Here is a 24,189-nt window from a genome sequence, read left to right as displayed (position 1 = left end):
GCAAGGCGAAGCGATTGCAAGCGCGTGTCGCTAACGGGCTGTGAAGGAACAGATCGCGGCAGAAGTGCCGACCACCTCGATCGCTTCGGGATCGTCGACCCGCCGCAGCCGCTCGAGGAATTCCGCCATCGACAGCGGCACTTCGGTCTCCCCATCACGCGCCTGCATGTTCTGCAGCTTGCGCAACTGGTTCAACGACAGCCGCTCCGCCATACGCGAACCCATGCAGGCAGCAACCGGCTGGGGGATGCCCTTGTCGACCAGTGTACTTTCGATGCGCGACGCTGTGACCTGCTCCACACCGCCGAGCATGGCCCACGCGCCAAGGCCGATGGCCAGCACCGCGAGCAGGATCAGGACTTTCCGCATCGGCTCAGTCGAGCGCCTTCACGATTTCCTCGACCATCTTCTTCGCATCGGCCAGCAGCATCATGGTCTGGTCCATGTAGAAGACGTCGTTGTCGACGCCCGCATAGCCCACGCCGCCCATGGAGCGCTTGATGAAGAAGACCTGCTTGGCCTTGTCCACGTCGAACACGGGCATGCCGTAGATGGGCGAAGACTTGTCGGTCTTGGCCGCCGGGTTCACCACGTCGTTCGCGCCGATGATGAAGGCGACATCGGCCTGCGCGAATTCGCTGTTGATGTCCTCCAGCTCGAAGACATTCTCGTAAGGCACCTGCGCTTCGGCGAGCAGCACGTTCATGTGGCCCGGCATGCGCCCGGCGACGGGGTGGATGGCGTATTTCACCTCCACGCCCTTCTCCTCGAGGATGTCGGCCATTTCGCGCAGCGCGTGCTGCGCCTGCGCCACCGCCATGCCGTAGCCCGGGATGATGATGACCTTTTCCGCCTGTTCGAGCATGAAGGCGGCATCGGCCGCGCTGCCCTGCTTGTAGGGGCGCTGCTCCTTCGCCTCGCCCCCGCCCGCGCCGGCATCCGCGCCGAAACCGCCCGCGATGACGCTGAGGAAGCTGCGGTTCATGGCGCGGCACATGATGTAGCTGAGGATAGCACCCGAGGACCCGACCAGCGCGCCGGTGATGATCATCGCCGTATTGCCGAGCGTGAAGCCCATCGCCGCCGCGGCCCAGCCCGAATAGCTGTTCAGCATCGAGACCACGACCGGCATGTCCGCCCCGCCAATGGGGATGATGAGCAGGAAGCCGATGAGGAAGGCGAGCACCGTCAGCGCGACGATCAGCGGCATGGTCTCGGAAGACCCGGCCATGGCGAAAAGCGCGGTAAGCACGATGATCGCCGCCAGCGTGCCGAGATTGATGACGTGGCGCGCGGGCAGCAGGATGGGCGAACCGCTCATGCGCCCCGACAGCTTGGCGAAGGCAATGACCGAGCCGGAGAAGGTTATCGCCCCGATGGCGATGCCAAGGCCCATCTCGACCTTGGAGACCGTGCCGATGCTGTCGCCCACGAGCAAACCGAAAGCGCCGGGATTGAGATAGGCGGCCCAGCCCACCAGCACCGCCGCGAGGCCGACCAGCGAGTGGAAGGCAGCAACCAGTTCGGGCATCGCAGTCATCGCGATGCGGCGGGCGATGGTGATGCCGATAATCGCGCCGAGGGCGATGGCGATGAGGATTTCGCCGAGGCCAAACACGCTGATGACCTCATAATCACTAAGGTCCGATGTTGGCACATGCGTCACCAGCGTCGTCACCACCGCAATCAGCATGCCGATCATGCCGAAGCGGTTGCCCGTCCGGCTCGTCGCGGGCGAAGACAGGCCGCGCAGCGCGAGGATGAAGAACACGCCCGACACGAGATAGGCGAGCGCCACCCACGGGTTTACTGCCTCGCCGGTGGATGCATGGGCGGGCGTGGCCAGCAGCGTGAAAGGCGCCGCGAGGAGAAGACGACGCATCACTTCCTCTCCTTCTTCTTGTACATCGCGAGCATTCGCGCCGTCACCGCAAACCCGCCGAAGATGTTCACGCTGGCAAGCACGATGCCGAGCAGCCCCAGCCACTTCGCCCCCGGCACATCCGCCGCCGCCGCCGCAATCAGCGCGCCGACGATGATCACCGAGGAAATCGCATTGGTCACCGCCATTAGCGGCGTGTGCAGCGCAGGCGTGACCGACCAGACCACGTAATAACCGACGAAACACGCCAGCACGAAGATCGAAAGGATCGAAATGAAGTCCATGTGCGGCCCCTCCCCGGGCCCGGATTACGTCGTCGCCAGCCTCTCGTTCACCACCTTCCCGCCCTGTGTCAGGCGTACGGCAGTGCCGATTTCCTCGTCGAGCACGGGCTTTCCAGCCTCCTTGTCCCAGAAGGCGGAGAGGAAGTTGAAATGGTTGCGCGCGAACAGGGCCGAAGCGTCGGCGGCCAGGTGACCGGCCGTATTCGAATAGCCGACGATCTTGACGCCGTGTTTCTCGACCACTTGGTCGGGCTGAGAGCCTTCGACGTTCCCGCCTGCTGCCACCGCAAGGTCGAAGATCACACTACCGGGCTTCATGCTGGCGATCTGCGCATCGGAGATCAGCCGCGGCGCGGGCCGGCCCGGGATCAGCGCGGTGGTGATGACAATATCCTGCTTGGCGATATGGCCGGAGACCAGTTCGGCCTGCGCCTTCTGGTATTCCTCGCTCATCTCGGTGGCGTAGCCGCCCGAGCCTTCGCCTTCGATTCCTGCGACGCTCTCGACGAAGATCGGCTTCGCTCCGAGCGACATGATCTGTTCCTTGGTCGCACTCCGCACGTCGGTCGCGCTTACCTGCGCACCCAGCCGCTTGGCCGTGGCAATCGCCTGCAGTCCGGCCACGCCCACGCCCATCACGAAGACCTTGGCCGCCTGCACCGTGCCAGCGGCGGTCATCATCATCGGGAAGGCGCGGCCGTATTCATTGGCTGCCGTCAGCACCGCCTTGTAACCGGCGAGGTTCGACTGGCTGGAGAGCACGTCCATGCTCTGCGCGCGCGTGATGCGCGGCATGAATTCCATCGACAACGCTTCAAGGCCGGCCTGGGCATAGGCTTCCACGCGGTCCTTTTCGCGGAACGGATCGAAGGTGGCGGCGACCCAGGCGCCGGGTTTCGCGCCGTTGAGCGACGCCACGTCCGGCGCCTGCACGCCGAGCACGATGTCGGCATCCCTGACGACGGCAGCTGCCGTGCCGACTTCGGCGCCTGCCTCCCGGTAAGCCTCATCGGTGATCGAGGCGCCGACACCGGCGCCTTCCTCGACCGCCACCGTGGCCCCGAGGGCGGCGAATTTCTTCGCCGTTTCGGGGGTCAGCGCGACCCGGCTTTCGCCCGGCGCGCGCTCCTTCAGCACCGCGATCCGCATGCGCGGCGCTTAGTCCGAAATCAGGATAACGACGACCAGCGCGATGAACGCGATCAGCGGCACCGACCATTTGAGATTGGCGATGAAGGCGGAATAGGTCTTGCTGTGCGCCTTCATGTCGTTGGCGGATTCCATGCGATACCTCGGTATTGGCAGTTTGCGTTGGCCCGGTCCTATCGCGCCCGCGCGGTGCGCTCAAGCCCCGTCTCTCATCGCTCCACCCCCGCCAGCCTTAATCGGCTCTTTACCCATTTCGCGTATCAGACTGGGACACGGTGGCCGTTTGGGCCGCCTTTTACAGGAGCGGCGCAAAGGGATGGCAAGCGAACCGACACGCCTGCTGATGCTGATCGACGACGAACCGGCGCAGAGCCGGCTCGTCAGCGCACTCGCCGCGCGCGAGGGCTGGCGCACGCTCGTCGTCGGCTCGGGCGAGGATGCGCTCGCCAAGCTCGTCGACACCGAAGGCGCTGCGGTTCGGGCTGTCCTGCTCGACCAGTGGGTTCCGGGCGATGCCGCCTGCGAACTGATCCGCGAGATCCGCACCCTGCGTCCCGACGTGCCCCTGCTGATGCTCACCGCCAGCACCTCGCCGCTACTCGCGGTCGAAGCGATGCGCGCGGGCGCCACCGATTATCTCATCAAGCCGGTCGCACCCGACCGCTTGCTCGCCGCCTTGCGCAGCGCGACCCGCCCCGAAGCGCCGCGCGACGAGCTGCAGCCGATGACCGAGAAGCTGCCGCATGTGCTCGACTTCGACGCCATGGTCGGCACTGCCGCGCCTTTCCGAACAGCGCTCGCCAAGGCCGCGACTGCCGCACGCAACCATGGTCATGTTCTGGTCGAGGGCGAGAGCGGCACCGGCAAGGAAATGCTGATGCGCGCGATGCATGCCGCATCGACCCGCGCTAAGACCACCATGAAGCTGGTCGGCTGTGGCTCGATCCCGGCGACTTCACTCGAATCGCTCGTGTTCGGTCATGAGAAAGGCGCTTTCGCCGGCGCCTTCGATCGCCAGACGGGCCTGCTCGAACATTGCGATGGCGGGACGCTGATCCTCGACGACATCGACCGCATGGACCTGTTGTTGCAGGATCGCCTTGCCGACGTGATCGAGAGCGGCATCGTGCGCCCCAGCGGCGCGCAGCACGGCTTTCGCATCGACGTCCGCATCTTCGCCTCGAGCGATTTGCCGCTTGAGGAGCTGGTCGCGGCAGGCGAGTTCTCCGAACGCCTTTTCGCCGCTCTGTCGGCCACCCGCATCCACATGCCCGCGCTGCGTGACCGGATGGGCGATATCCCCGCCCTCACCCGCTACTTCCTCTCGCAGATCGGCGAGCAGCCGGGCCTCATTCACCATTCGATCGCCGACAGCGGCCTCACCCTGCTCGAAGCCTATGACTGGCCAGGCAATGTCCGCCAGCTGCAGGCCGTGCTGTTCCGCGCCTCGGTATTCGAGCAGCGCGAGGCGCTCACCGCGCACAGCTTCCCGCAGCTCTCGCAGTTGCTCGGCGACAGCCCCGACCGCGGCGAGAGCCGTGCGCGCGGGCTCGGCGTGCTGCTCTATCTCGACGACGGCAATTTGCGCCCGCTGGAGGAAATCGAGGCCGACATCATCCGCCTCGCCATCGGCCATTACCGCGGCCGCATGACCGAAGTCGCCCGCCGCCTCGGCATCGGCCGCTCGACGCTTTACCGCAAGCTGAGCGAACTGGGCATCGACAACGCCGCCTGACCTGCGTTACCCCGCCGGGGTCATGCAGAAACTCGACAACATGCTGTGCGTCGTCACCGGTGGCGCGCGCGGGATCGGCAAGGCCGTGTGCAAAGCGTTCCTGGCCGAAGGCGCGCGAGTCGTCCTCACCGATATCGACGAGGAGGCGGGTAGGAAAGCCGCCGACGAACTCGGTTGCAGTTTCCACCGGCTCGATGTCGCGAGCGAGGCGGAGTGGGATGCCTTCGCCGAGAGCTACCCCGCCGTCGACGTGCTGGTCAACAACGCCGGGATCACCGGCTTCGAGGACTCGCCCGGCCCGCACGATCCGGAGCACGCCAGCCTCGCCGAATGGCACCGCGTCCACGCGGTCAACACCGACGGCTGCTTCCTCGGCTGCCGCTATGCCCTGCGCGCCATGAAGGCCACAGGCCAAGGCTCGATCATCAACATGTCCTCGCGCTCGGGCATCGTCGGCATTCCCGGCGCGGCAGCCTATGCGGCGAGCAAGGCGGCGATCCGCAACCATTCCAAGTCGGTCGCGCTCTACGCCGCGCAGCACGGCTGGGCGATCCGCTGCAACTCGGTCCACCCCGCCGCCGTCTTCACCCCGATGTGGGAGACGCTGCTGGGCGACGGCCCCGACCTCGAGGAGCGCAAGGCGGCGATGGTCAAGGACACGCCGCTGAAGCGCTTCGGCACCGTCGAGGAGGTCGCCGCGCTCTGCGTCTACCTCGCCAGCCCGGAGAGCGCCTACATGACCGGCGCCGAACTCACGCTCGACGGCGGGCTGCTGGCAGGCAGCGCCGCCTCGCCCGGCGACTAGCCCGGCAAATCCCCAAAGTCGGTCAGCGCCGCGTCGCGCAGGCCGCGCCACACATTCCTCGCCTGGACCGTCTCCGGCACATCGTGGACGCGGTGGAGCTGGATGCCGGCATCCATGCCCTTCACCGCCAGCGCCACGCTGCCGCCGAGCCGCGCGTCCGCCTCCGCCTCGTTCGAGAGTGCGCCGATCAGCCGCTTGCGGCTTGCGCCGAGCAGCAGCGGGTGGCCGAGCGCGTGGAACAGCGGCAGCGCGTTGATCAGCGCGAGGTTCTCGGCCAGCGTCTTGCCGAACCCGATGCCCGGATCGAGCAGGATGTTGCGCGCTTCGATCCCAGCCTCAAGCGCGGCATCGCGGCGCGCGCGCAGGACGTCGAAGACGTCGAACACGACATTGGCGTAGTCCCCGCCCTCGTGCAGGTCTTCGCCGCTGCCGGGCGCGTGCATCAGCACTACCGGAATACCGGCGCGCGCGACCACCTCGGCAGCGCGCGGATCGTGGGTGAGGCCGCTGACGTCGTTGACCAGCGCCGCGCCCGCCTCGATCGCCGCCTCCATCACCGCTGCCTTGCGCGTGTCGACGCTGACCGCCGCGCCCGTCGCCGCGCAGGCCTCAATCGCGGGGACGACGCGCGCAATCTCGTCGCCTTCCCACACGGGCTTGGCGCCGGGCCGGGTGCTCTCGCCGCCGATGTCGATGATCGCGGCCCCCGCCTCCACCATCGCCGCCGCAAGATCGCGCGCGGCATCGGGGCCGGCATGCGCACCGCCGTCGCTAAAGCTGTCGGGCGTGACGTTGAGGATGCCCATCACCTGCGGCTGGTCGAGGCGGATCGTGCGCGAACCCAGCTCCAGCGCCGGATGCGCGAGGGTGAGACTGGCCCACTGGCTTTCCGCATCGCCCGCCACATCGTCGGGCAGGTGCCCGAGTACCTCGGCCATCGTATCGGGCGCGGCGAGCCAGCGTTCGGCGACTTCGCCATCGCGGCGCAGGATCACCGCAAAGCGGCTCGCATAGACCATCCCGCCCGCCAGCCGGATGGCATTGCCATGCTCGGACTGCGGACCGGGGACGAAGCCGACGGGGCGGATGTAGGCGTGTTGGATCATTGTTGGAAAGCCTCAGGGCAAACACCGCGACATGGACCGCATGTTACACGGTCCAGGGCGGGAAAACGGGAGCGGGATTTTCGGATCGGTCACGACCTTCCTCCTAACCTTCGATCGCGCGGTAGGAAACCTCCGGCCGGATCGGCAACCGGCAGAAAAAAAAAGGCCCCGGGATGAACCGGGGCCTTTCAGTGTCAGTACGGATCGTGGGGATCAGAAGCCGAGCTTGTCGCCCGAAATCTGCACGCCGGCGTAGAAGAAGCGACCCAGCGCGCTGACCGGATAGAAGGTCAGGCCGACATCGGGCTTCTGGTCGAATAGGTTATTCACCCCGACGTAGAAGCTCATGTCATCGTCGGTTGTCCAGCGCAGCTGCATGTCATGCTGGAACTTCGCATCGACCTTTATGTATTCCGGTGCCACGATGTCCGGATCGGCTTCGATGGTGCGACGGGAATAGCGAAGCGTCTCGTCCCAGTAGTTAATGCCGTAGTTCAGGTTGAAGTTGTCGAGCGTCCAGTTGAAGTCGAAGTTCACCTGCCATTCGGGCGAACCCTGCACGCCCGCGCTCTCGATGATGTCTGCACCCGGCGTACCCTGGGTCTTCAGTTCGATCAGGTGGTTGCCGACGATGCCGAAGCTGAACGTGCCCAGACGTTCGGTCGGGCGGCGATACTTGACCGAGAAGTCGATCCCCTTGGTGGAGAACGCTGCGACGTTCTGCGGCTGGAGGGTGAAACCGCGAACGATGCCAGCATCGTTCGGGTCGAAGCCCGCACCGACCGGTGTACGGTCGATGTTGTCGCAGAATTCGTTATCGAGCGTTTCTGCATCGACGCACAGTTCGAGCAGCGTGTTTGCCGACGGCGTCGAAATCGCTGCCTCGATCTCCACGTCGTAATAGTCGGCCGACATCACGAGGCCCGGGATGAAGCTGGGCTGGAAGATCGCACCCACGGTGATCGTCTTGGCGGTTTCTTCACCAAGGTCGATGTTGCCCGTGCTCAGGCCCGGAAGGCTGGTGCCCGCATCGCCGGTGAAGGTGGCGATCTGCGCCGGGGTGAGGCCCAGATCCGTCAACAGCGCCACGCAGTTGGCATCGCGCGTGTCGCTGCCGTTGTCGCGGTTGTCGAAGGCACAAGGGTCGTCGATGAAGGCGAAGGTCTGGTTCGACGGCGAGAACAGTTCGCCGATGTTCGGCGCACGGACCGCCTGGGCGTAAGTGCCACGGACACGGAAGTCCCGGATCGGCGCATAGACCAGACCGGCCTGGTAGGTGAAGGTCGTTCCCACGGTCGAATATTCGGACACGCGCGCCGCGCCGTTGGCGGTCAGTTCGTAGAAGCCCGGACGGTCCTGGACGATGGGGACGCGCAGTTCGGCAAAGCCTTCATAGACATCGAACGAACCCGTTTCCGGGAACAGGGCATTGCCGAAGGTCAGGCCGGTCGTGTTGACCGGATCGGGAATGCTCTCGCTGCTTTCCTTGCGGTATTCGCCGCCCAGCGCGAAGCCGATCGGATCGCCCCAGAGGGCGAAGCCATCGCCGAAATCACCACTGAATGCAGCGGTCGCGACATGCTGCTTGATCGTGCTGGTATCGACGGCCGTCGTATTGATGAAGGCCAGCGAAGCCGGGTCCTGATTGTTCGAGAACAGGTTGAAGGGCACACAGCCGCTGTTCGCGCCCGGCGTGAAGGACAGCTCGGCGAAGTCGTCGAAGAAGAAGATGCCCGTGATGTTCTGGTTCGAACTGGTCGCATCGCCGGTCAGGTTCGAACGGCAGACGATGTTGCCGTTCGGGGTGCCGGTGAGGAATTCACCTTCGTCCACCGCGTCGATCGCTGCGAAGAAGCGGTCGTTGAAGCGGGTGTTGGTCTGGCGAACGACGTTGTCCGACTGGCCGTACACATAGGACGCGTCGAACCGGATCGTGTCGGTGACGTCGGCTTCGATCCCGGCAACACCGCGATAGGTTTCGCGACGGTTCGTCTCGCCGCGGCGTCCAAGGTCGAGGTTGTCGCGACCGGTGACGAGCACGATGTCGAGGAAGTCGAATGCGTTCACCGCCGGATCGTTGACGTTGGCCGGGATGAACGGGTTGTCGGTCGGGACGCCGATGAAGAAATCGAATGTCGGCTGGCCGAACGATTCGGAATCGACGCGCGCATACTTGCCTTCGGCGAAGAAGCGGATGCTGTCCGTGATATCATAGCTGAAGAGCAGGTTGCCGATGTACCGGTCGATCTTCGGCAGGATTTCCCCGCTGTAGGTCGAGACCGGCGTACCCGAACCGCCGCTTTCGAAGAAGCTGCCGAGGAAGGTGCCCGGAATGTACCGGGTACCGTCGCCCAGGAAGTCGGGCAGGAAATCGAAATCGACGTCGATCGCGCTGATCGGGCTGGAGTCGAGATAGTTCACGTCCGACGCGAGGATGCGGTCGGGAATGTTGGGATCGTCGGCCAGATCGTCCTGGTTGTCGTAGAAGGCGCGGAAGCTGGGACCGAAGGCACGGCGGTCGGACAGCAGCAGGCGGTCATCGCTGCCGTATTCGAAGTTGGCGGCGATATTGCCGCGGCCACCGGCGAAATTGGTGCCGACGGTGGCAGAGATGAAGCTGGAATTGCCGTCGCCCTTTTCGGAAATGCCGGTCTGCGCGCGAACGGTGAACCCTTCGAAATCGCGCTTGGTGACGAAGTTCACGACACCCGTCACAGCGTCCGCACCGTAAACGGCCGATGCGCCGCCCGTCACGATGTCCACGCGCTCGATCAGGTCGATCGGAATCGAGTTGACGTCGACCGACGACGAGCCGGGAACCGAGGCGACATGGCGGCGACCATCGATCAGCAGCAACGTGCGCTGCGTGCCGAGATTGCGGAGGTCGAGCAGGTTGAGGCCGACGCCGCCGATCCCGGCATTGGCGCCCGAGCCGTCGTTAGAGTCGTAGGAGCCCGTAAGAGCGGGCGCTTCCGTCAGGAAGCTGGTCAGGTTGGTGACACCGCTGTTCTTGATCGCCGTATCGTCGATCGCGACAACCGGGTTCGCGAAGTCGTATTCGGTGGTGCGGATACGCGTGCCGGACACGACGATCGCATTCCCGGCAGGCACGTCGGCAGCATCGTCGCAAGTGCCGTCGGCATCTTCGTCAATGCAGGTTTCGTTTTCGGCGACATCCTGCGCCTGCACGCTCATCGGTGCGACCAGTGCCGCGATGGCAGCACTGGCCAACATGGCCCGCTTGCCGGAGCCAATCGACGTAAACTTCATAAAAGACCCTCAACTTCAGTTCATCAGAGAAAATCGGATGGGGCCGCTAGCATGGCAGAAGCCATTCCGCGCAAGCCAGTTCGTCGAAAAACCGGCACTTGAGTGGATTGCGCGGAATTTTGTGGCTTTCCGGCCACACCTGGATGCCAGTTGATGCTCGCTCGCCTCGGACGCTTTGAGGTTCGGGTCGGAGGAGCGCCCCGCTCAATCCTCCACCGCCAGCAAATACAGCTGCCGCGCGGCGTCGATCGGCTTCACTTCGCCGCCGGCTTCATAGTGCCAAAAGGTCCAGCCATTACAGCTGGGGGCGCCCTGTAGCTCCTTGCCGAGGCCGTGGATGCTGCCGGCCTGCTTCTCGTACGCCAGCGAGCCGTCGGCGCGCACCGTCGCAGTCCAGCGGCGCTTCTTGTCGAATACATTGGTGCCCGGCGTGATAAAGCCGTTCTCGACCAGCGAACCGAAGGCGACCTTGGGTGCGGCGCGCTTGCTCTGCATGGTGGTGAGCGCGCTTTCGTCGAGCGGGAGTTCCTTTGCGATCCGCTTCAGCGCCGCGTCGCGGTAGACGCCCTCGCGCTCGCAGCCGATCCACTGGCGGCCGAGCCGCTTGGCCACCGCGCCGGTGGTGCCGGTGCCGAAGAACGGGTCGAGCACGACGTCGCCCTTCTCGGTCGTGGAGAGCAGCACGCGGTAGAGCAGTGCCTCGGGCTTCTGCGTCGGGTGGACCTTGTGGCCGCCTTCCTTCAGTCTCTCCGCCCCGTTGCAGATCGGCAGGACCCAGTCGCTGCGCATCTGGAGCTCGTCGTTGAGCGTCTTCATCGCGCGGTAGTTGAAGTGGTACTTCGCCTTCTCGCCCTGCGAACACCACAGCAGCGTCTCGTGCGCATTGGTGAAGCGGGTGCCCTTGAAATTGGGCATGGGGTTGGACTTGCGCCAGACGATGTCGTTGAGGATCCAGAAGCCGAGGTCCTGCAGGATCGCGCCGACACGGTAGATGTTGTGATAGCTGCCGATCACCCACAGCGCGCCGTCGGGCTTGAGGATGCGCTTCGCCTCGGTGAGCCAGGCGCGGGTGAACTCGTCATAGGCGGCGAAGGTGTCGAACTTGTCCCAGTCATCGGTGACGGCATCGACATGGCTGCCATCGGGCCGGGCGAGATCGCCGCCGAGCTGGAGGTTGTAGGGCGGATCGGCGAAGACGAGATCGACGCTGGCGGTCGGGATAGAGCGCATGGCTTCGACGCAGTCGCCCGGAATGATTTGCCCCACAGGAAGGGCGCGCGGCAACTCGCCCGGCTGGCCGAGCGGCAATTCCATCGTTTTCTCAATGCGCTGCGCGCGCGACTTCGTGGTCTCTATGACCCCCATGACGTCCATCCCTGTCCTAGTTATCCACAGGGTGAGTCCATCGCGAGTCCGCGTCAAGCGCAAAGCGACAGGCGGATCGCCGGCGGCGGGCAGATTTGGGAGAGAACGAAAGGAGTCCCCCACAAGATATTGAGTCCGCATGGATTCGCCGGACTCAAGATCGTGGGGTGTGGCCGGAAGGACTCGACTTTGCGCCAATTCGTGCGAATGTCGATCCGTCCAGCAACCCGGGTCGCGACAACCGGGAGGATATCATGGCACTCAAGGTCATCGGCGCCGGCGTCGGGCGCACCGCGACCTTCACGATGAAGTTCGCGCTCGAACACCTGGGCTACGGCCCCTGTTTCCACATGGCCGAACTCTTCGCCGATGCGCGGCGGCAGGTGCCGCTGTGGCTCGATGCGATTGCGGGACAGCCCGACTGGGACGAAATCTTCAAGGGCTTCCAGTCGACGGTCGACTATCCGTCCGCGTCATACTGGCGCGAACTGGCCGACTATTACCCGGAGGCGAAGGTGCTGCTGACGATGCGCGATCCCGACAGCTGGTTCGAATCCGTCAGCGAGACGATCTTCTCCGACGCCATGCAGGCGCACCTCGTCGGCACGCCCACCGGCGATATGATGAAGGGGGCGATCTTCGATCATTTCGACGGCGGCGACATCCGTGATCGCGCCTTCATGACCAAATGGTTCGCGGACCGGAACGCCGATATCATCGCCAGCCTGCCCGCCGAGCGCCTGCTCGTGTTCCATCCCAAGGAAGGCTGGGAATCGCTGTGCCGCTTCCTCGACGTACCCGTCCCGCCCGAACCCTTCCCGCGCGTTAACAGCCGCGACGAGATCATCGCCGAGAACGAACGCGAAGGCGGGATGGCAAAGGACGACGATGCCGCCGAGAACTTCGGCAAGAGCTATATCGAGACGCTGCGCGCCAAGGCCTTCGGGCGATAGGCCGGTTCAGGCCGGCGCGAGGCCCGGATCGACGCCGGTGAGTTCGATGGACTTCGCCCACAGCCGCGCGGCGAGCAGCGGATCGCGCGCCGTCTTCGTTGCATAGGCCTTACCCGAGGTGCGGCCGCTCATTTCGCGCAGGCCCCAGGAGCCGAAATAGTCGCCGCCTTGCGCTTCGGGGTCAGCCGCCGCCTGCAATGCGGGCACGGCGCCGTTCTCTGCCGTATTGAGGAAAAAGCCGACGGTCGGCGCGAAGACCTTGCCGAACGCGCCTAAATGCCTCGCAATCTCGGTCTGCGCGACACCCGGGTGGCAGGCGATCGACACTACGGGCGAGCCCGCCGCGCGCAGCCGCCGGTCGAGCTCGAAGGCGAACAGCAGGTTGGCGAGCTTGCTCTGGCCGTAGAACTTGGTGCGCGAATAGCCTTTCGACGCATCGAGATTGTCGAAGTCGATCATGGCGCCCTTGTGCGCGATCGAGGCCTGGCTGACGACCCGCGCGCCGCCATCTGCCGCCAGCTTGTCGAGCAGGAGGCCGGTCAGCGCGAAATGGCCGAGATGGTTTACCGCGAACTGTTGCTCCACCCCGCCGATCGCGTGGCCCAGCGGCGGGATCATGATGCCGGCATTGTTGATCAGCAGGTCGATCTTCGGTTCGGCCCTGGCGCGCTCCGCCGCCTGGCGGATCGACGCCATGTTCGACAGATCCAGCTGGAGGAAATCGAGGTCCACGGTCTCGGGCCCGCTGGCAATCTCGGCGATCGCGGCTTGCGCCTTGTCGGCATCGCGGCAGGCGAGGATCACGCGGGCCCCCTTGCGCGCCATGCCGCGGGCGATTTCCAGCCCGATGCCGGTGTTGGCACCTGTGACGATGGCAGTCTTGCCGCGCTGGTCGGGTACGTCGGAATAGGCAAAGCTCACGCGAACATCTCCATCTGCGATACCGGCGCGAAGCTGCGGCGGTGCAGCGGCGTCGGTCCATGGGTTCGCAATGCTTCGAGGTGCTCTGCCGTTCCGTAGCCCATATTGCGGTCCCAGCCGTAGTGCGGGTGGGCCTGGGCCGCCTCGCGCATAATGCGGTCGCGATGTTCCTTGGCTAGGATGGAGGCGGCGGAAATGCTCGGCTCCTTGCCGTCCCCGCCCACGATCGCACGTGCTTGCGGCCAGCGCCACTCCGCGCGGCGGCGGTGCGGGGTCATGTTGCCGTCGATCAGGACCGCGTCGGGTTCGCAGCCGAGCGCCTCGACCAGCCGCGTGACGGCCACGGTCATGGCGAGCATAGTCGCCTGGAAAATGTTGAGCTCGTCGATCATGTCCGGCTCGACTACGGCGAGCCCCCAGGCGCATTTTTCGCGGATTTGCGGCTCGAGCAGGGAACGGCGCTTGGCCGAGAGCTTTTTGGAGTCATCGAGACCGTCGATCGCCGGCTGGCACAGCACGGCAGCGGCGGCGACAACGGGTCCAGCCAACGGGCCGCGACCGGCCTCGTCCACGCCGATGACGAGCGGGGCGTCGCCAAGGCCGCCAAGGGGAGAATAACTGAACATGCGCAAATCCGTCCTTATCGCCACCCTATCGCCCGTGGTGCTGCTCGCAAGCTGCGGCAGTGCCTATTCCACCGATGGTGGAGCCGAGGCGGTTTCGACCCCCAGCCCCACCGCCCTCGATTTCGCGATCACTGCGCATGGCGAATTCAACGAACCCTGGGCATCAGCCTTCCTGCCCGGCACAGATCGGCTGTTCATCACCGAAAAGCCGGGCACGCTGAAATTCGTCAACACGAAGGACGGCACCGTCGGCACCGTCACCGGCCTTCCCGAAGTGGATTACGGCGGCCAGGGCGGGCTCGGCGAGATCGCCTTCCTGCCGAGCGAGGCGCGCCTGGGCTCGGCCAATCGCACGATCTACCTCAGCTGGGTCGAGGCGGGCGAAGGCGATACGCGCGGCGCGGTGGTCGGCCGCGGACAGATGATCTGCCCGACGACCCGGACATGCCAGATTTCCGATTTCGAGGTGATCTGGCGGCAGACGCCCAAGGTCGAAGGGCGCGGCCACTATTCGCATCGCATCGCCTTCAGCCCGGACGAACAATATCTCTTCATCACCAGCGGCGACCGGCAGAAGCAGGATCCCGCACAGGATACCTCGAACACGCTGGGCACGGTCGTCCGCCTGAACCTCGACGGCACCCCCGCCGCCGGCAACCCTCTGGCCGACCAGGGCAGCCCGAGCGACCAGATCTGGTCATGGGGCCACCGCAACCTGCTCGGCATAGATTTCGACGCGGACGGCCGCCTGTGGGAAATTGAGCATGGCGCCGCTGGCGGAGACGAGCTCAACCTCGTCCGGAAAGGCCAGAACTACGGCTGGCCGCTGCGCTCCGACGGCGATCACTACGATGGGGACAATATCCCCGATCACACCCCCGACGACGGCTTTGCCAAGTTCGCGATCAACTGGACGCCGGTGATCGCGCCCGGCAACATGACCTTCTATTCGGGCGACCTGTTCCCCGGAATGAAGGGCGATTTGCTGATCTCCGGTCTCAAGACGCAGGCCCTGATCCGTGTGGCCATCGAGGGCGAAACCGCGCGCGAGGTAGCCCGCTATGACATGGGCAACCGCATCCGTTCGGTCATCGAGGGGCCGGACGGCGCGCTTTGGGTGCTGGAGGACGGCGAAGGCGGCCGGCTGCTGGAACTTCGCCCGAAGTAAGGTGAAGTTGATCGACATGGGGCGTCGGCGGCATTAATCGGCGCGCCCCATGGCGACCCTCGTTCCCCTCTCCGCGATCGACCCTGCGCTGATCGAGGAATTGCTCGATGCCGCTTTCGGCGAAGGGCGGCATGCGCGTACGGCCTATCGCATTCGCGCGGGTGTGGAGTGGCTCGACGGCCTGAGCTTCGCCGCGCTCGACGAAGACGATTATCTCGCGGCCACGATCCAGCTCTGGCCGGTCGCGCTGACCGACCCGCAGGGTCGCCCGCATCCCATGATCATGGTTGGCCCTGTCGCGGTGATGCCGGGCCGGCAGGGCGAGGGCTTCGGCAAGGCCTTGATGGCGGCCAGCCTCGGCGCGATCGATGCGGGCTTCGAAGACGGCGCAGCCCCGCTGCCGCAGGTGATGATCGGCGATCCCGACTATTACGCGCGCTGGGGCTTCGTGGCCGACCACACCGCCGGCTGGCACTGCCCCGGCCCCTTCGAAAAGCATCGCCTGCTGGCGCGCACCGGCAATCCGGCCATCCTGCCGCCAGAAGGAATGCTCGGCCCCTGGATTCCCTGATGCGTGCGGGAAGTGCGTCTGCGCTTCCCTAGCTGTTCCATCCCGCGCAGCGACCGCAGGGAGCGAACAGACGCCATTGAGTCGCCTATCCGCTTCTGGCATCGCGTTTTCCAAGATGCCCTACACCCCTCCCCCCGAACTCGCCGGACTGTCGCTTGCCGAAATCGCCGAGCAGGTAGCCGCGCGCAAGCTGCCGCCGGTGGAGCAATGGTCGCCCGAGAATGTCGGCGAGAGCCACATGCGGATCGCGGCTGACGGGCGCTGGTATCACGAAGGCTCGCCGATCAGGCGCCCGGGCATGGTGCGCGCCTTCGCCGGCCTGCTGAACCGGGAGGCAGACGGCAGCTACTGGCTGGTCATGCCCTACCAGAAGCTCTCGATCGAGGTCGAGGACGCCTGCTTCATCGCTACCGATGTGAGCGAACCCGAGGGCGACCTTGCTTTCCGGCTCAACACCGACGAGCTGGTGGTCGCCGGACCGGACAACCCGATCCGCGCAGCGGGCGACCCCGAGCAGCCTGCTATATACCTGCATGTGCGGCGCGGCTGCGACGCGCGGCTCAACCGCTCGACCTACGAACAGCTTGCGCGCATCGCGCTGGAGCGCGGCGACGACTGGACCGTGATGAGCGGCGGCGAAACCTACTCGCTCCTGCCGGCATGAGTGCGATCTTCGACCGGCTGACCGCCCTGTTCGAACAGGGGCATGCGAGCGACGTCGCCGAGCTCATGTCCGACAGCCGCTTCGCCGATCTCGACCGGACCGCCGACGCGGCAGTGCTGATCGCCGTGACAGAGCGCCCGGACCCGACGGTACTCCTCACCCAGCGACCCCGCACCATGCGCGACCATCCGGGCCAGGTCGCCTTCCCGGGCGGCAAGCTCGACCATGGCGAGACCGCGATCGAGGCCGCGCTGCGCGAGGCGTGGGAGGAGCTCGCCATCCCGCAGGAGCATGTCCGCATCATCGGCACCACCGACCGCTACCAGACGGGCACCGGTTTCGACATCACCCCCGTGCTCGCCACGGTGCCGCACGACCTGCCCATCCGACCCGACCCGCGCGAGGTCGAAAGCTGGTTCGAATGCCCGCTCGACAAGCTGATGGACCCGGCGCAATGGAGCCGCAACGAAGTGTTCTGGAAAGGCGCGATGCGCGAATATCTCGAGATGGACCACGAGGGCTACCGCATCTGGGGCGTGACCGCCGCGATCTGCTGGAACCTCTCGCGCCGGATCGCCTGGCTGGACCGCGGCCGTGGCTGAGCAGCTTCCCGCCAGCGGCTGGACGCAGCGCGACGATCTGGCGAAACTGGTCGCCGCCCTCGGCGCAGAGCAGATGCGCTGGGTCGGCGGCTGTGTGCGCGACACGCTGCTGGGCATCGAACCCGCAGACGTCGATTGCGCGACCGTGCACCGGCCGGGCACCGTCATCGACCTCTGCCGGGCGGCGGGCATCCGCACCGTGCCGACCGGGATCGACCACGGCACCATCACCGCGCTGCTCGATCACGGACCCGTGGAGGTCACCACGCTGCGGCAGGATGTCTCGACCGACGGCCGCCGCGCGACCGTGGCTTTCGCCGACGACTGGCTCGAGGATGCGGCGCGGCGCGATTTCACCATCAACGCGCTCTATGCCCATCCGCTGACGCTGACGATCGACGATTATTTCGGCGGCCTTGCCGATCTGGCAGCGCGCCGGGTGCGCTTCATCGGCGATCCGGAAGAACGCATCCGCGAGGATCACCTGCGGATCCTGCGCTATTTCCGCTTCCAGGCGCGGTTCGGCGATGCGCTGGATGAGGCGGCGGTGGCGGCTTGCGAGAAACTCGCCGGGACGCTGAAGGGCCTCAGCCGCGAACGCGTGGCAATGGAGCTGCTCGCGATCCTCGAACTGCCCGATCCCGTCGCAACAGTGCAGCTCATGGAGAAGCTCGGCGTGCTCGCGGTCATCCTGCCCGAGGCGCGCCGCAACGAAATCGTGTGCCTCATCGCCCTCGTCGCCAGCGAGGCGGCGCAGGATCACGCCCCCGAAGGCATCCGGCGGCTCGCGGCGCTCATCCCCCCTATCCCGACCCTCGCCGAGGCCGTCGCGGCGCGGTTGCGGCTCTCGAAGGCCCAGCGCGCGCGCCTGGTCTGCGCGGCCGAGCGCAAGCCCGCCGACGCGGATGCGCCGCGCGCCCTTGCCTATCGCGAAGGCGTTGAGAGCGCGGTCGATCGCCTGCTGCTTTCGGGCAGCGATACTGCCGCGCTGGATGGATGGACGGTGCCCGAACTCCCGCTCAAGGGCGGCGAGATCGTGGCCCGCGGCGTCGACAAGGGCCCCGAGGTCGCCCGCATCCTGCGCGCAGTCGAAGCGCAGTGGATCGACGAAGGTTTTCCGGCCCGCAACCGGGTCGAGGAGCTGCTCGAGGCGGAACTTTCGCACCGCTCGCGCGCTTCATAGAGGCTTAAGGTGCACTGCAGCATAAGGGTGCTGCATTTGCCAGAAACGGCAATTCGTGACAAAGGGCGCTAGCACCCCACGGGGAGCTCCGGCGGTTTTTGCATCTGCGAAAGCGTTGCCCGCCCTTTCCATCTTGGTCGTTGCCAATGCGCGTTGGCGCGTGGCGGGAACGCATGTGTCGAAGAACTAGTCTTGGAGTTGAACTTATGAAATTCGCGAAGCTGGCCGTCGCCGCCATCGCTCTTGCTGCCACCCCCGCGCTCGCCAACGAGCAGGTCGTCGCCGGCGCCACCGTCTATGGCCCCGAAGGCAATGAAGTCGGCACCATCGTCTCGGTAGAGAACGGCCAGGCCGTGCTCGACACCGGCAAGCACAAAGTTCCGCTGGCCGTGAACATGTATGGCGAGAGCGAAACCGGCCCGACCATCACCGTCACCAAGGACCAGATCAACGGCATGATCGACGCGCAGCTGGCCGAAGCCGCTGCCAAGCGCGACGCCGCTCTCGTCGTCGGCGCCGAAGCCATGGCCGCGGATCACGCGCCGCTCGGCACCATTCTCGAGATCGAAGGCAACAATATCGTCATCGCCCGCGGCGGCGACGAAACGGACAAGGTCACGCTGCTGCGCTCGCACTTCGATGCGACCGACCATGGCCTGATGGCCCGCCTGACCAATGCGCAGATCGACGCCGCGATGGCGCAGGCTGCCCCGGCCGAAGGTGGCGCGGGCGAATAAGCCTCGCCTCCCTCGCGCGATAAAACAGGGCCGGGAGCGGTGGTATCGCTCCCGGCCCTTTTTCATTCGCTCACCGAATTAGATTCGCACCCGCTCCACGGCGCCATCGCCTTGCGCGCCGCTGTCGGCGTCGGGATTGAGGCGCAAGAACTCGTAATTGAGCACCGTCGCGAAGAGCACCCACGCAAGATAGGGCAGCAGCAACAAGGCGGCCGGACGGCGAACCTTCCAGAACAGGGCGATGACCGCGAGTAGCGTCAGGTCGATCAGCACGAGGATCACCAGTGCGGCGGTGATCTGTTGCGCCCCGAAGAAGGTCGGCGACCAGGCGAGGTTGAGCAGGAAATGCAGCGCGAAAACCCACAGGGCGACCTTGCGCCCGCGCGCGCCCCACGCCGATGCGACGATGGCCACCGCAAGGCCGATCATGACATAGAGGATGGTCCAGACGATCCCGAACCACTTGGGTTCGGGGAAGATCGACGGCTTTTCGAGCGCGGCGAACCACGGCGTTTGCGCGCTGCCCAAGGTCCCGGCGAGGAAGCCGAGCAACACGATCAGCGGGACGGTGAAGAGGGCCCAGCGAATGAAACTCGCGCGCAGCTGTCCGCGCGAAGCCAGCGTGTTCATGCAGTCTCCCCGAAATCGGCGAATCGTTAACCGTCTTGTGGCGAGCCTGATGGCGCGGCGCAATGCGCAGGCCGGATTAGTCCCGATCCGGTGCGGTTGCGATGCGATCCGGGCCGAGCTTCCCAAGGGGCCCAGGGCCATCTAGACAGCGCCGAAAGGAAAGGTCTCCGCAATGACCAACGTGGATTTCCTGATCGTTGGAGCCGGAATCGCCGGCCTGTCCGCTGCCGCGCGGCTGGCGCGGCATGGGAGCACCCTGGTGTGCGAGGCCGAGGAGGCTCCGGGGTTCCATTCCTCCGGTCGCAGCGCGGCCTTCGCGCATTTCGATATGGACAGCGCCATCGTGCGGGCGCTCACCGCCGCAAGCATCCCGCTGCTGGAAGAGCCGGGCGCGCGGCCCCATCCGGCCCTGTTCATCGCGCTCGAGGGGCAGGACAAGGACCTCGACCGGGTCGAGGCCGCCTATCGCGAATGGCAGCCCGCGGCGCGTCGCCTGTCGGTTGCGGACGCGCGCGCCTTCGTCCCGGTCCTGCGCGAAGGTGCGGACGGGATCGTCGGCGCGCTGCTCGATCCGGTGGGACGCAAGCTCGACGCGCATGCCCTGCTTGAAACCCACCGGCAGGCGCTGGGCGCCGCGGGCGGCGCCATCGCGACCCGCGCGCCGGTAACCGGCCTCGCGCTCGACGGGAACCGCTGGAGCGTCGACACGCCGGGCCAGAGCTATTCAGCGAGGGTCGTGGTCAATGCCGCCGGCGCCTGGGCGGACGCGCTTGCCCGCCTTGGCGGAGTTCCACCGATCGGCCTGCGTCCCCTGCGGCGCACGGTCATCACTTTCGACGTGCCGCAGGGCATGGACGTGTCGGCCTGGCCCTTCACCAAGACCGTGGGGCCGGGCTTCTATATCGAGCCCGAAGGTCGCGGCCGTCTGCTCGCCTGCCCGATGGACGAGCATTTCTCCGACCCTTGCGACGCGCAGCCGGAAGAGGAGGACGTCGCGCTTGCCGCATGGCGGGTCGAGCAGGCGACCACCCTCGCCATTCCGCGTATTGCCAGCAAATGGGCGGGCCTGCGCAGCTTCGCGCCCGACCGCCGGCCGGTGTGCGGCTTCGATCCGGATGCGCCCGGCTTCTTCTGGCTAGCGGGCCAGGGCGGCTTCGGCCTCCAGACCTCGCCCGCCCTCGCGCTGGCGGCCGAAGCGATGGCCACGGGTGACGATTGGCCGGCGGAGCTGGAAGCCGTCGGAGTCGCTCGGCGAGACCTGTTGCGGCGACGCTAGAAGCCGGCGCCGGACCTGCCCCTCACTGCTCCGGTGCGAAGCCGAATCGCGCTGCCAGCTCGGCCCGAGTCGCAGTCTCCGGCTCGGGGCCGTCAGCCATGCGAATCTCTTGCCTGTAGGTACCCGGCGCAACTTCCCGCCACCACGGCATGTCCAGCGGGCCATTATATTGCTCGAGATAAGCCAGATACTCGTCGAGCGAGCCGAAGGTTTTGCCCCGTGCATAGGGAAGATTGGCCACGCCGCCGGATTCCGTTTGACTTTCCATGACTTGCTTCGGCTCCTTCGTATCGGCTTGTTCGATTGAAGCAGGCGGAGCACATGAAAATTGCGCGAGACCGCACAACCCGGCGCAGAAGATTTTCCAACGCTGCAACATGTCAAATCTCCAAACTGTCCAAAAACGGGATTCCCCGTCAAACGTCCGTAAACATGGTAAATTTATCGTTTCCATGCATTGCCGTGCTTACCGAATTATGTACACATTCTCGCGTCTGCGTCCATGAGGTGACGCTTCTTGCGGGAGGAAATACATGTCCGAGACTTTCCTTCGTTCCGGTTGGGACGATTTCTATTCCGACGAGGTCGCGCGGCCGGTCGACGTCGGTGCCATGCTGGCCCAGATGTCGTCGACGATCGCGGCGGCGGCTGCCAACGGCACCATCGATACCCATCCGAACGGCCCGACCCTCGGCGGCACGCTCGAAGCGGGTGAAGGCTATGACCTGGTGGCCGTCGAACTGGTCGCCGGCCAGACCTACACCTGGTCGTTCCGCGGCACCGACGGTGGCCTCGAAGATCCGCTACTTGCGCTTTTCGGCCCCGATTTCAGCTATATCACGCAGGACGACGATGGCGGTTTCGGGCGCACGTCGCAGATCACCTTCACCGCGCCGACCTCCGGCACCTATTACCTGTACCTCACCTCGTGGTACGAAACTGTCGGCCAGACCGGCGTGGATACCGGTGACTATACGGTCGTCCAGTGGTCGCCCGATGCGGCAACGGATGCGCCCGACAGCTTCGGCACGCCGTTCGAACTGACCGTGGGCACCAACTACGGATACATCGACGCCCCCGGCGACCGCGACGTCTATTCGGTGACGATCGAAGCCGGCCAGATCTATTCCTTCTCCTATTCCGGCGGCATTTCCGGCGCTGACGATTTCGATGGCGAGCCTGGCGAGAATATCGTCACTCTGCAGCTCTATAACGAAGCCGGTCAGCTGGTCGCCAGCAACCTCGCCTACGAGAGCAGCCTGTCCTTCTTCTCGGAAGAAGGCGGCACGTACTATATCCGCGCCGTTCCTTACGGCGAGCAGTTCGGCCTGCAGCTGACCGGCGGCTACACGATCGATGTCGAGCAGCTCGACCCTGCCGATTACGATCCGCTGGAATCGCTCAACTGGGATAGCGCGGCCAACGTCCCGACCGTCGATGTCGATGGCGTCCCGACGGTCTATATCTATTTCGCTCCGGCCGGTGAGAACTTCGGCCAGCTCGAGCCCGACGGCGTCACGCCGATGGCCACTTTCGGGTGGGAACAGCACCAGATCGACGCGGTCATGCATGCGCTGAACACGCAGTACACGCCGATCACGGGCATCAACTACGTCATCACGGACGATGTCGACCAGGCGACGTTCCGCATGCTGACGACGTCGAACCTGTCCTACGGCGCACGCTTCTTCCCGCAGGACCCCGCCTATGGCGACGATGCGGGCATCGGCGTGTTCAACCTGCGCAGCGGCGGCTTCGGCACCGATCCCAGCAGCCTCGATCCGGGCGGCTTCTCCTATGCCGTGATCCTGCACGAGTTCGGCCACGCCCACGGCGTCGCCCACCCGCACGATCGTGGTGGCGGCTCGGAAATCATGCTCGGCGTCACCAGCTCGGCCTCGCTCGGCGTCTACGACCTCAACCAGGGCGTCTACACGGTGATGTCGTACAACGATGCCTGGGTCACCCACCCCGATGGCGAGCGTCTTTACGGCGTCGACACCCGCGGCGACGGCTGGAGCGAAACGCTCGGTGCCTTCGACATCGCCGTGCTGCAGGCCCGTTACGGCGTCCACGCCCACAATGATGGCAACACCGTCTACACCCTGACCGACGTTCAGGAAGAGGCGAGCTACATGACCATCTGGGATACCAGCGGCACCGACGAAATCCGTTACGACGGCGCGGAAGATGCCCGCATCGACCTGCTGGCGGCGACGCTCGACTACTCGCCCACCGGCGGCGGCGTCGTGTCCTTCGTGCACGGCACCTATGGCGGCTTCACCATCGCCAATTCGGTGGTCATCGAAAATGCCACCGGCGGTAGCGGTGACGACGTGCTGATCGGCAACGACGTGGCCAACATCCTAACCGGCAACAACGGGGCCGACGTCCTGATGGGCCGTGACGGCAACGACACGCTCTATGGCGGCAACGGCATGGACGAACTGTTCGGCGGTGCCGGTAACGACCTGCTCCAAGGCGGTGGCGGCAACGACGTGCTGAACGGCGGCGCCGGCTACGATCGCCTGAGCGGCGGTGGCGGCAACAACCTGTTCGTTTTCGACACCTTCGACGGTTCGTATGACCGGGTGAACGGTTACAACACCGCGAGGGACAGCATCGAGGTCGACACCGATGGCGTGATCACCTGGGCCCAGACCAACGGCGGCGCCCAGATGTTCGTCGATGGTGAACTGGTCGCGGTCTTCTCCGGTCAGAGCGCTTCGGCGATGGTCAGCGAAGTGGCCGGCTCCAGCCTTGCGCTGATGACCCAGAGCGACCTATCGGCTTACCACTTCGCCTAAGGGCGGGTACATCAGAGCCTGAAAAAGAGGCGCCGGGGACCTTGCGGTTCCCGGCGCTTTCTTATTGCGCAGACCGAAACGAAAAAGGGCGTGTCGTCCGAACAAGCTGCGCTGTCAGCTATCGCGTTCGAACACCGTGAAACGTGCCACGGATGTCGAACCGGCAGCACGCTGCAGCGCGCGGCCATCATAGCCCGGACGCGCGCTCAGCCAGTCGACGAATTCCAGACAGCCTTCGGCCTCGATCGGGAAAATTCCGACCGGGTCGGGAGCGGGACCATAAAGCAGGTAAACGAAATCCGCCCCCCACGGCCCGCTATCGTCGGTGGCCACGACGACCCTTTTAAGATCGTCTATCGCAAGCCGGCGCGTGGTCCCGATCCCGTCGCTGGTGACGATCGCATCCGCTTCGATCCGCACCCTCCATATGGCGAGCGGGGATGGCGGGAAAAGCC

At 65.5% G+C, this 24,189-nt stretch carries 24 protein-coding genes; 11 read left to right on the top strand and 13 right to left on the bottom strand.

All coding sequences use genetic code 11. From position 1 onward, the window contains the following. Nucleotides 1-30: 30 nt before the first annotated feature. From K3172_RS06545 to K3172_RS06525, 5 genes are read right to left on the bottom strand one after another with little or no spacing between them, the layout of a single operon-like run. On the bottom strand, nt 31-369 hold the full coding sequence (locus tag K3172_RS06545; protein ID WP_221588081.1) for a hypothetical protein: 339 nt from the start codon (nt 367-369) through the stop codon (nt 31-33). Nucleotides 370-373: 4 nt separating this feature from the next. After that, nucleotides 374-1,882, bottom strand: a complete 1,509-nt coding sequence (locus K3172_RS06540; RefSeq protein ID WP_247717945.1) for an NAD(P)(+) transhydrogenase (Re/Si-specific) subunit beta — start codon at nt 1,880-1,882, stop codon at nt 374-376. After that, complete coding sequence (locus K3172_RS06535; protein ID WP_061925440.1) at nt 1,882-2,166, bottom strand: NAD(P) transhydrogenase subunit alpha part 2; 285 nt, start codon at nt 2,164-2,166, stop codon at nt 1,882-1,884. The genes K3172_RS06540 and K3172_RS06535 overlap by 1 nt, the downstream gene beginning before the upstream one ends. A gap of 24 nt (nt 2,167-2,190) precedes the next feature. Beyond that, the gene (locus tag K3172_RS06530) at nt 2,191-3,315 is read right to left on the bottom strand and encodes an NAD(P) transhydrogenase subunit alpha (protein WP_221588079.1); all 1,125 of its coding nucleotides are present in this window, start codon (nt 3,313-3,315) and stop codon (nt 2,191-2,193) included. 9 nt (nt 3,316-3,324) lie between these two features. Continuing rightward, nucleotides 3,325-3,450 carry an aa3-type cytochrome c oxidase subunit IV gene (locus tag K3172_RS06525; protein WP_221588077.1) on the bottom strand — a complete coding sequence of 42 codons (126 nt, stop codon included), beginning with the start codon at nt 3,448-3,450 and terminating at the stop codon, nt 3,325-3,327. A gap of 181 nt (nt 3,451-3,631) precedes the next feature. Here K3172_RS06525 and K3172_RS06520 point away from each other — a divergent pair, with 181 nt between their 5' ends. Both K3172_RS06520 and K3172_RS06515 read left to right on the top strand, forming a co-directional pair. Then, nucleotides 3,632-5,050: a sigma-54-dependent transcriptional regulator gene (locus K3172_RS06520; RefSeq protein ID WP_221588074.1), complete on the top strand. Its 1,419-nt coding sequence runs from the start codon at nt 3,632-3,634 to the stop codon at nt 5,048-5,050. A gap of 22 nt (nt 5,051-5,072) precedes the next feature. Continuing rightward, nucleotides 5,073-5,855 (top strand): SDR family oxidoreductase, encoded by a 783-nt coding sequence (locus tag K3172_RS06515; RefSeq protein ID WP_221588072.1) that lies wholly within the window; start codon nt 5,073-5,075, stop codon nt 5,853-5,855. Here K3172_RS06515 and folP read toward each other — a convergent pair. The 3 genes from folP to K3172_RS06500 all read right to left on the bottom strand — a co-directional run bounded on the left by folP (nt 5,852) and on the right by K3172_RS06500 (nt 11,596). Then, nucleotides 5,852-6,961, bottom strand: coding sequence for a dihydropteroate synthase (folP, locus tag K3172_RS06510; RefSeq protein WP_221588070.1), 1,110 nt, complete (start codon nt 6,959-6,961; stop codon nt 5,852-5,854). The two genes, K3172_RS06515 and folP, sit on opposite strands and share 4 nt — an antisense overlap. Nucleotides 6,962-7,174: 213 nt before the next feature. Next, entirely contained in the window at nt 7,175-10,231 is a 3,057-nt protein-coding gene (locus tag K3172_RS06505) for a TonB-dependent receptor domain-containing protein (protein ID WP_221588068.1), read from the bottom strand. A gap of 204 nt (nt 10,232-10,435) precedes the next feature. After that, nucleotides 10,436-11,596, bottom strand: coding sequence for a site-specific DNA-methyltransferase (locus K3172_RS06500; protein ID WP_425594694.1), 1,161 nt, complete (start codon nt 11,594-11,596; stop codon nt 10,436-10,438). A gap of 254 nt (nt 11,597-11,850) precedes the next feature. Between K3172_RS06500 and K3172_RS06495 the strand changes: the two genes are divergently transcribed. Continuing rightward, nucleotides 11,851-12,549: a sulfotransferase family protein gene (locus K3172_RS06495; protein WP_221588064.1), complete on the top strand. Its 699-nt coding sequence runs from the start codon at nt 11,851-11,853 to the stop codon at nt 12,547-12,549. A gap of 6 nt (nt 12,550-12,555) precedes the next feature. Here the strand turns inward: K3172_RS06495 and K3172_RS15520 are convergent, their stop codons facing one another. Together K3172_RS15520 and K3172_RS15515 are read right to left on the bottom strand one after the other, a co-directional pair. After that, complete coding sequence (locus tag K3172_RS15520; protein ID WP_345725612.1) at nt 12,556-13,470, bottom strand: oxidoreductase; 915 nt, start codon at nt 13,468-13,470, stop codon at nt 12,556-12,558. Next, complete coding sequence (locus tag K3172_RS15515; protein ID WP_247717943.1) at nt 13,467-14,096, bottom strand: ribonuclease HII; 630 nt, start codon at nt 14,094-14,096, stop codon at nt 13,467-13,469. Before K3172_RS15515 ends, K3172_RS15520 begins: the two co-directional genes overlap by 4 nt. Here K3172_RS15515 and K3172_RS06485 point away from each other — a divergent pair. The 6 genes from K3172_RS06485 (at nt 14,095) to K3172_RS06460 (ending at nt 19,021) form a co-directional block, all read left to right on the top strand. Continuing rightward, nucleotides 14,095-15,264, top strand: coding sequence for a PQQ-dependent sugar dehydrogenase (locus tag K3172_RS06485; RefSeq protein ID WP_221588059.1), 1,170 nt, complete (start codon nt 14,095-14,097; stop codon nt 15,262-15,264). The genes K3172_RS15515 and K3172_RS06485 overlap by 2 nt on opposite strands. Before the next feature lie 49 nt (nt 15,265-15,313). After that, a complete protein-coding gene (locus K3172_RS06480) occupies nt 15,314-15,835 on the top strand; it encodes a GNAT family N-acetyltransferase (RefSeq protein ID WP_221588058.1) in 522 nt (173 codons plus the stop codon). A 115-nt stretch (nt 15,836-15,950) separates the two neighbouring features. Beyond that, a complete protein-coding gene (locus tag K3172_RS06475; protein WP_221589084.1) occupies nt 15,951-16,499 on the top strand; it encodes a DUF1285 domain-containing protein in 549 nt (182 codons plus the stop codon). Then, nucleotides 16,496-17,101 (top strand): CoA pyrophosphatase, encoded by a 606-nt coding sequence (locus tag K3172_RS06470; protein WP_221588055.1) that lies wholly within the window; start codon nt 16,496-16,498, stop codon nt 17,099-17,101. Before K3172_RS06475 ends, K3172_RS06470 begins: the two co-directional genes overlap by 4 nt. Further along, nucleotides 17,094-18,284 (top strand): CCA tRNA nucleotidyltransferase, encoded by a 1,191-nt coding sequence (locus K3172_RS06465; protein ID WP_345725611.1) that lies wholly within the window; start codon nt 17,094-17,096, stop codon nt 18,282-18,284. The genes K3172_RS06470 and K3172_RS06465 overlap by 8 nt, the downstream gene beginning before the upstream one ends. Nucleotides 18,285-18,490: 206 nt before the next feature. Then, a complete protein-coding gene (locus K3172_RS06460; protein WP_221588053.1) occupies nt 18,491-19,021 on the top strand; it encodes a hypothetical protein in 531 nt (176 codons plus the stop codon). Nucleotides 19,022-19,099: 78 nt separating this feature from the next. Here the strand turns inward: K3172_RS06460 and K3172_RS06455 are convergent, their stop codons facing one another. Beyond that, nucleotides 19,100-19,651: a TspO/MBR family protein gene (locus K3172_RS06455; protein WP_221588051.1), complete on the bottom strand. Its 552-nt coding sequence runs from the start codon at nt 19,649-19,651 to the stop codon at nt 19,100-19,102. Between the two features lie 172 nt (nt 19,652-19,823). Between K3172_RS06455 and K3172_RS06450 the strand changes: the two genes are divergently transcribed. After that, entirely contained in the window at nt 19,824-20,927 is a 1,104-nt protein-coding gene (locus K3172_RS06450; protein ID WP_221588049.1) for an NAD(P)/FAD-dependent oxidoreductase, read from the top strand. Nucleotides 20,928-20,949: 22 nt separating this feature from the next. On the opposite strand, the gene K3172_RS06445 is transcribed toward K3172_RS06450, so the two are convergent. Beyond that, a complete protein-coding gene (locus K3172_RS06445) occupies nt 20,950-21,306 on the bottom strand; it encodes a hypothetical protein (protein ID WP_221588046.1) in 357 nt (118 codons plus the stop codon). A 154-nt stretch (nt 21,307-21,460) separates the two neighbouring features. Here K3172_RS06445 and K3172_RS06440 point away from each other — a divergent pair, with 154 nt between their 5' ends. Next, nucleotides 21,461-23,734, top strand: a complete 2,274-nt coding sequence (locus tag K3172_RS06440) for a M10 family metallopeptidase C-terminal domain-containing protein (RefSeq protein WP_221588044.1) — start codon at nt 21,461-21,463, stop codon at nt 23,732-23,734. Nucleotides 23,735-23,848: 114 nt separating this feature from the next. Here the strand turns inward: K3172_RS06440 and K3172_RS06435 are convergent, their stop codons facing one another. Beyond that, nucleotides 23,849-24,154, bottom strand: a complete 306-nt coding sequence (locus K3172_RS06435; RefSeq protein WP_345725610.1) for a hypothetical protein — start codon at nt 24,152-24,154, stop codon at nt 23,849-23,851. Nucleotides 24,155-24,189 lie beyond the last annotated feature (35 nt).

This window comes from Qipengyuania proteolytica (genome assembly GCF_019711565.1).
Classification (GTDB): Bacteria; Pseudomonadota; Alphaproteobacteria; order Sphingomonadales; family Sphingomonadaceae; genus Qipengyuania; species Qipengyuania proteolytica.
The sequence above is the reverse complement of the archived record's forward strand: the minus strand, read 5'-3'. Positions and strand labels throughout refer to the sequence as shown.

What these genes read in the sequence shown, in the direction of transcription:
- K3172_RS06440 (WP_221588044.1), top strand. Translation starts at nt 21,461, where the DNA reads ATGTCCGAGACTTTCCTTCGTTCCGGTTGGGACGATTTCTATTCCGAC.
- K3172_RS06505 (WP_221588068.1), bottom strand. Translation starts at nt 10,231, where the DNA reads ATGAAGTTTACGTCGATTGGCTCCGGCAAGCGGGCCATGTTGGCCAGT.
- K3172_RS06500 (WP_425594694.1), bottom strand. Translation starts at nt 11,596, where the DNA reads ATGGGGGTCATAGAGACCACGAAGTCGCGCGCGCAGCGCATTGAGAAA.
- K3172_RS06485 (WP_221588059.1), top strand. Translation starts at nt 14,095, where the DNA reads ATGCGCAAATCCGTCCTTATCGCCACCCTATCGCCCGTGGTGCTGCTC.
- K3172_RS06515 (WP_221588072.1), top strand. Translation starts at nt 5,073, where the DNA reads ATGCAGAAACTCGACAACATGCTGTGCGTCGTCACCGGTGGCGCGCGC.
- K3172_RS06460 (WP_221588053.1), top strand. Translation starts at nt 18,491, where the DNA reads ATGAAATTCGCGAAGCTGGCCGTCGCCGCCATCGCTCTTGCTGCCACC.
- K3172_RS06495 (WP_221588064.1), top strand. Translation starts at nt 11,851, where the DNA reads ATGGCACTCAAGGTCATCGGCGCCGGCGTCGGGCGCACCGCGACCTTC.
- K3172_RS15515 (WP_247717943.1), bottom strand. Translation starts at nt 14,096, where the DNA reads ATGTTCAGTTATTCTCCCCTTGGCGGCCTTGGCGACGCCCCGCTCGTC.
- K3172_RS06455 (WP_221588051.1), bottom strand. Translation starts at nt 19,651, where the DNA reads ATGAACACGCTGGCTTCGCGCGGACAGCTGCGCGCGAGTTTCATTCGC.
- K3172_RS06535 (WP_061925440.1), bottom strand. Translation starts at nt 2,166, where the DNA reads ATGGACTTCATTTCGATCCTTTCGATCTTCGTGCTGGCGTGTTTCGTC.
- K3172_RS06520 (WP_221588074.1), top strand. Translation starts at nt 3,632, where the DNA reads ATGGCAAGCGAACCGACACGCCTGCTGATGCTGATCGACGACGAACCG.
- folP (WP_221588070.1), bottom strand. Translation starts at nt 6,961, where the DNA reads ATGATCCAACACGCCTACATCCGCCCCGTCGGCTTCGTCCCCGGTCCG.
- K3172_RS06530 (WP_221588079.1), bottom strand. Translation starts at nt 3,315, where the DNA reads ATGCGGATCGCGGTGCTGAAGGAGCGCGCGCCGGGCGAAAGCCGGGTC.
- K3172_RS06470 (WP_221588055.1), top strand. Translation starts at nt 16,496, where the DNA reads ATGAGTGCGATCTTCGACCGGCTGACCGCCCTGTTCGAACAGGGGCAT.
- K3172_RS06450 (WP_221588049.1), top strand. Translation starts at nt 19,824, where the DNA reads ATGACCAACGTGGATTTCCTGATCGTTGGAGCCGGAATCGCCGGCCTG.
- K3172_RS06545 (WP_221588081.1), bottom strand. Translation starts at nt 369, where the DNA reads ATGCGGAAAGTCCTGATCCTGCTCGCGGTGCTGGCCATCGGCCTTGGC.
- K3172_RS06540 (WP_247717945.1), bottom strand. Translation starts at nt 1,882, where the DNA reads ATGCGTCGTCTTCTCCTCGCGGCGCCTTTCACGCTGCTGGCCACGCCC.
- K3172_RS06475 (WP_221589084.1), top strand. Translation starts at nt 15,951, where the DNA reads ATGCCCTACACCCCTCCCCCCGAACTCGCCGGACTGTCGCTTGCCGAA.
- K3172_RS06480 (WP_221588058.1), top strand. Translation starts at nt 15,314, where the DNA reads ATGGCGACCCTCGTTCCCCTCTCCGCGATCGACCCTGCGCTGATCGAG.
- K3172_RS06525 (WP_221588077.1), bottom strand. Translation starts at nt 3,450, where the DNA reads ATGGAATCCGCCAACGACATGAAGGCGCACAGCAAGACCTATTCCGCC.
- K3172_RS06445 (WP_221588046.1), bottom strand. Translation starts at nt 21,306, where the DNA reads ATGTTGCAGCGTTGGAAAATCTTCTGCGCCGGGTTGTGCGGTCTCGCG.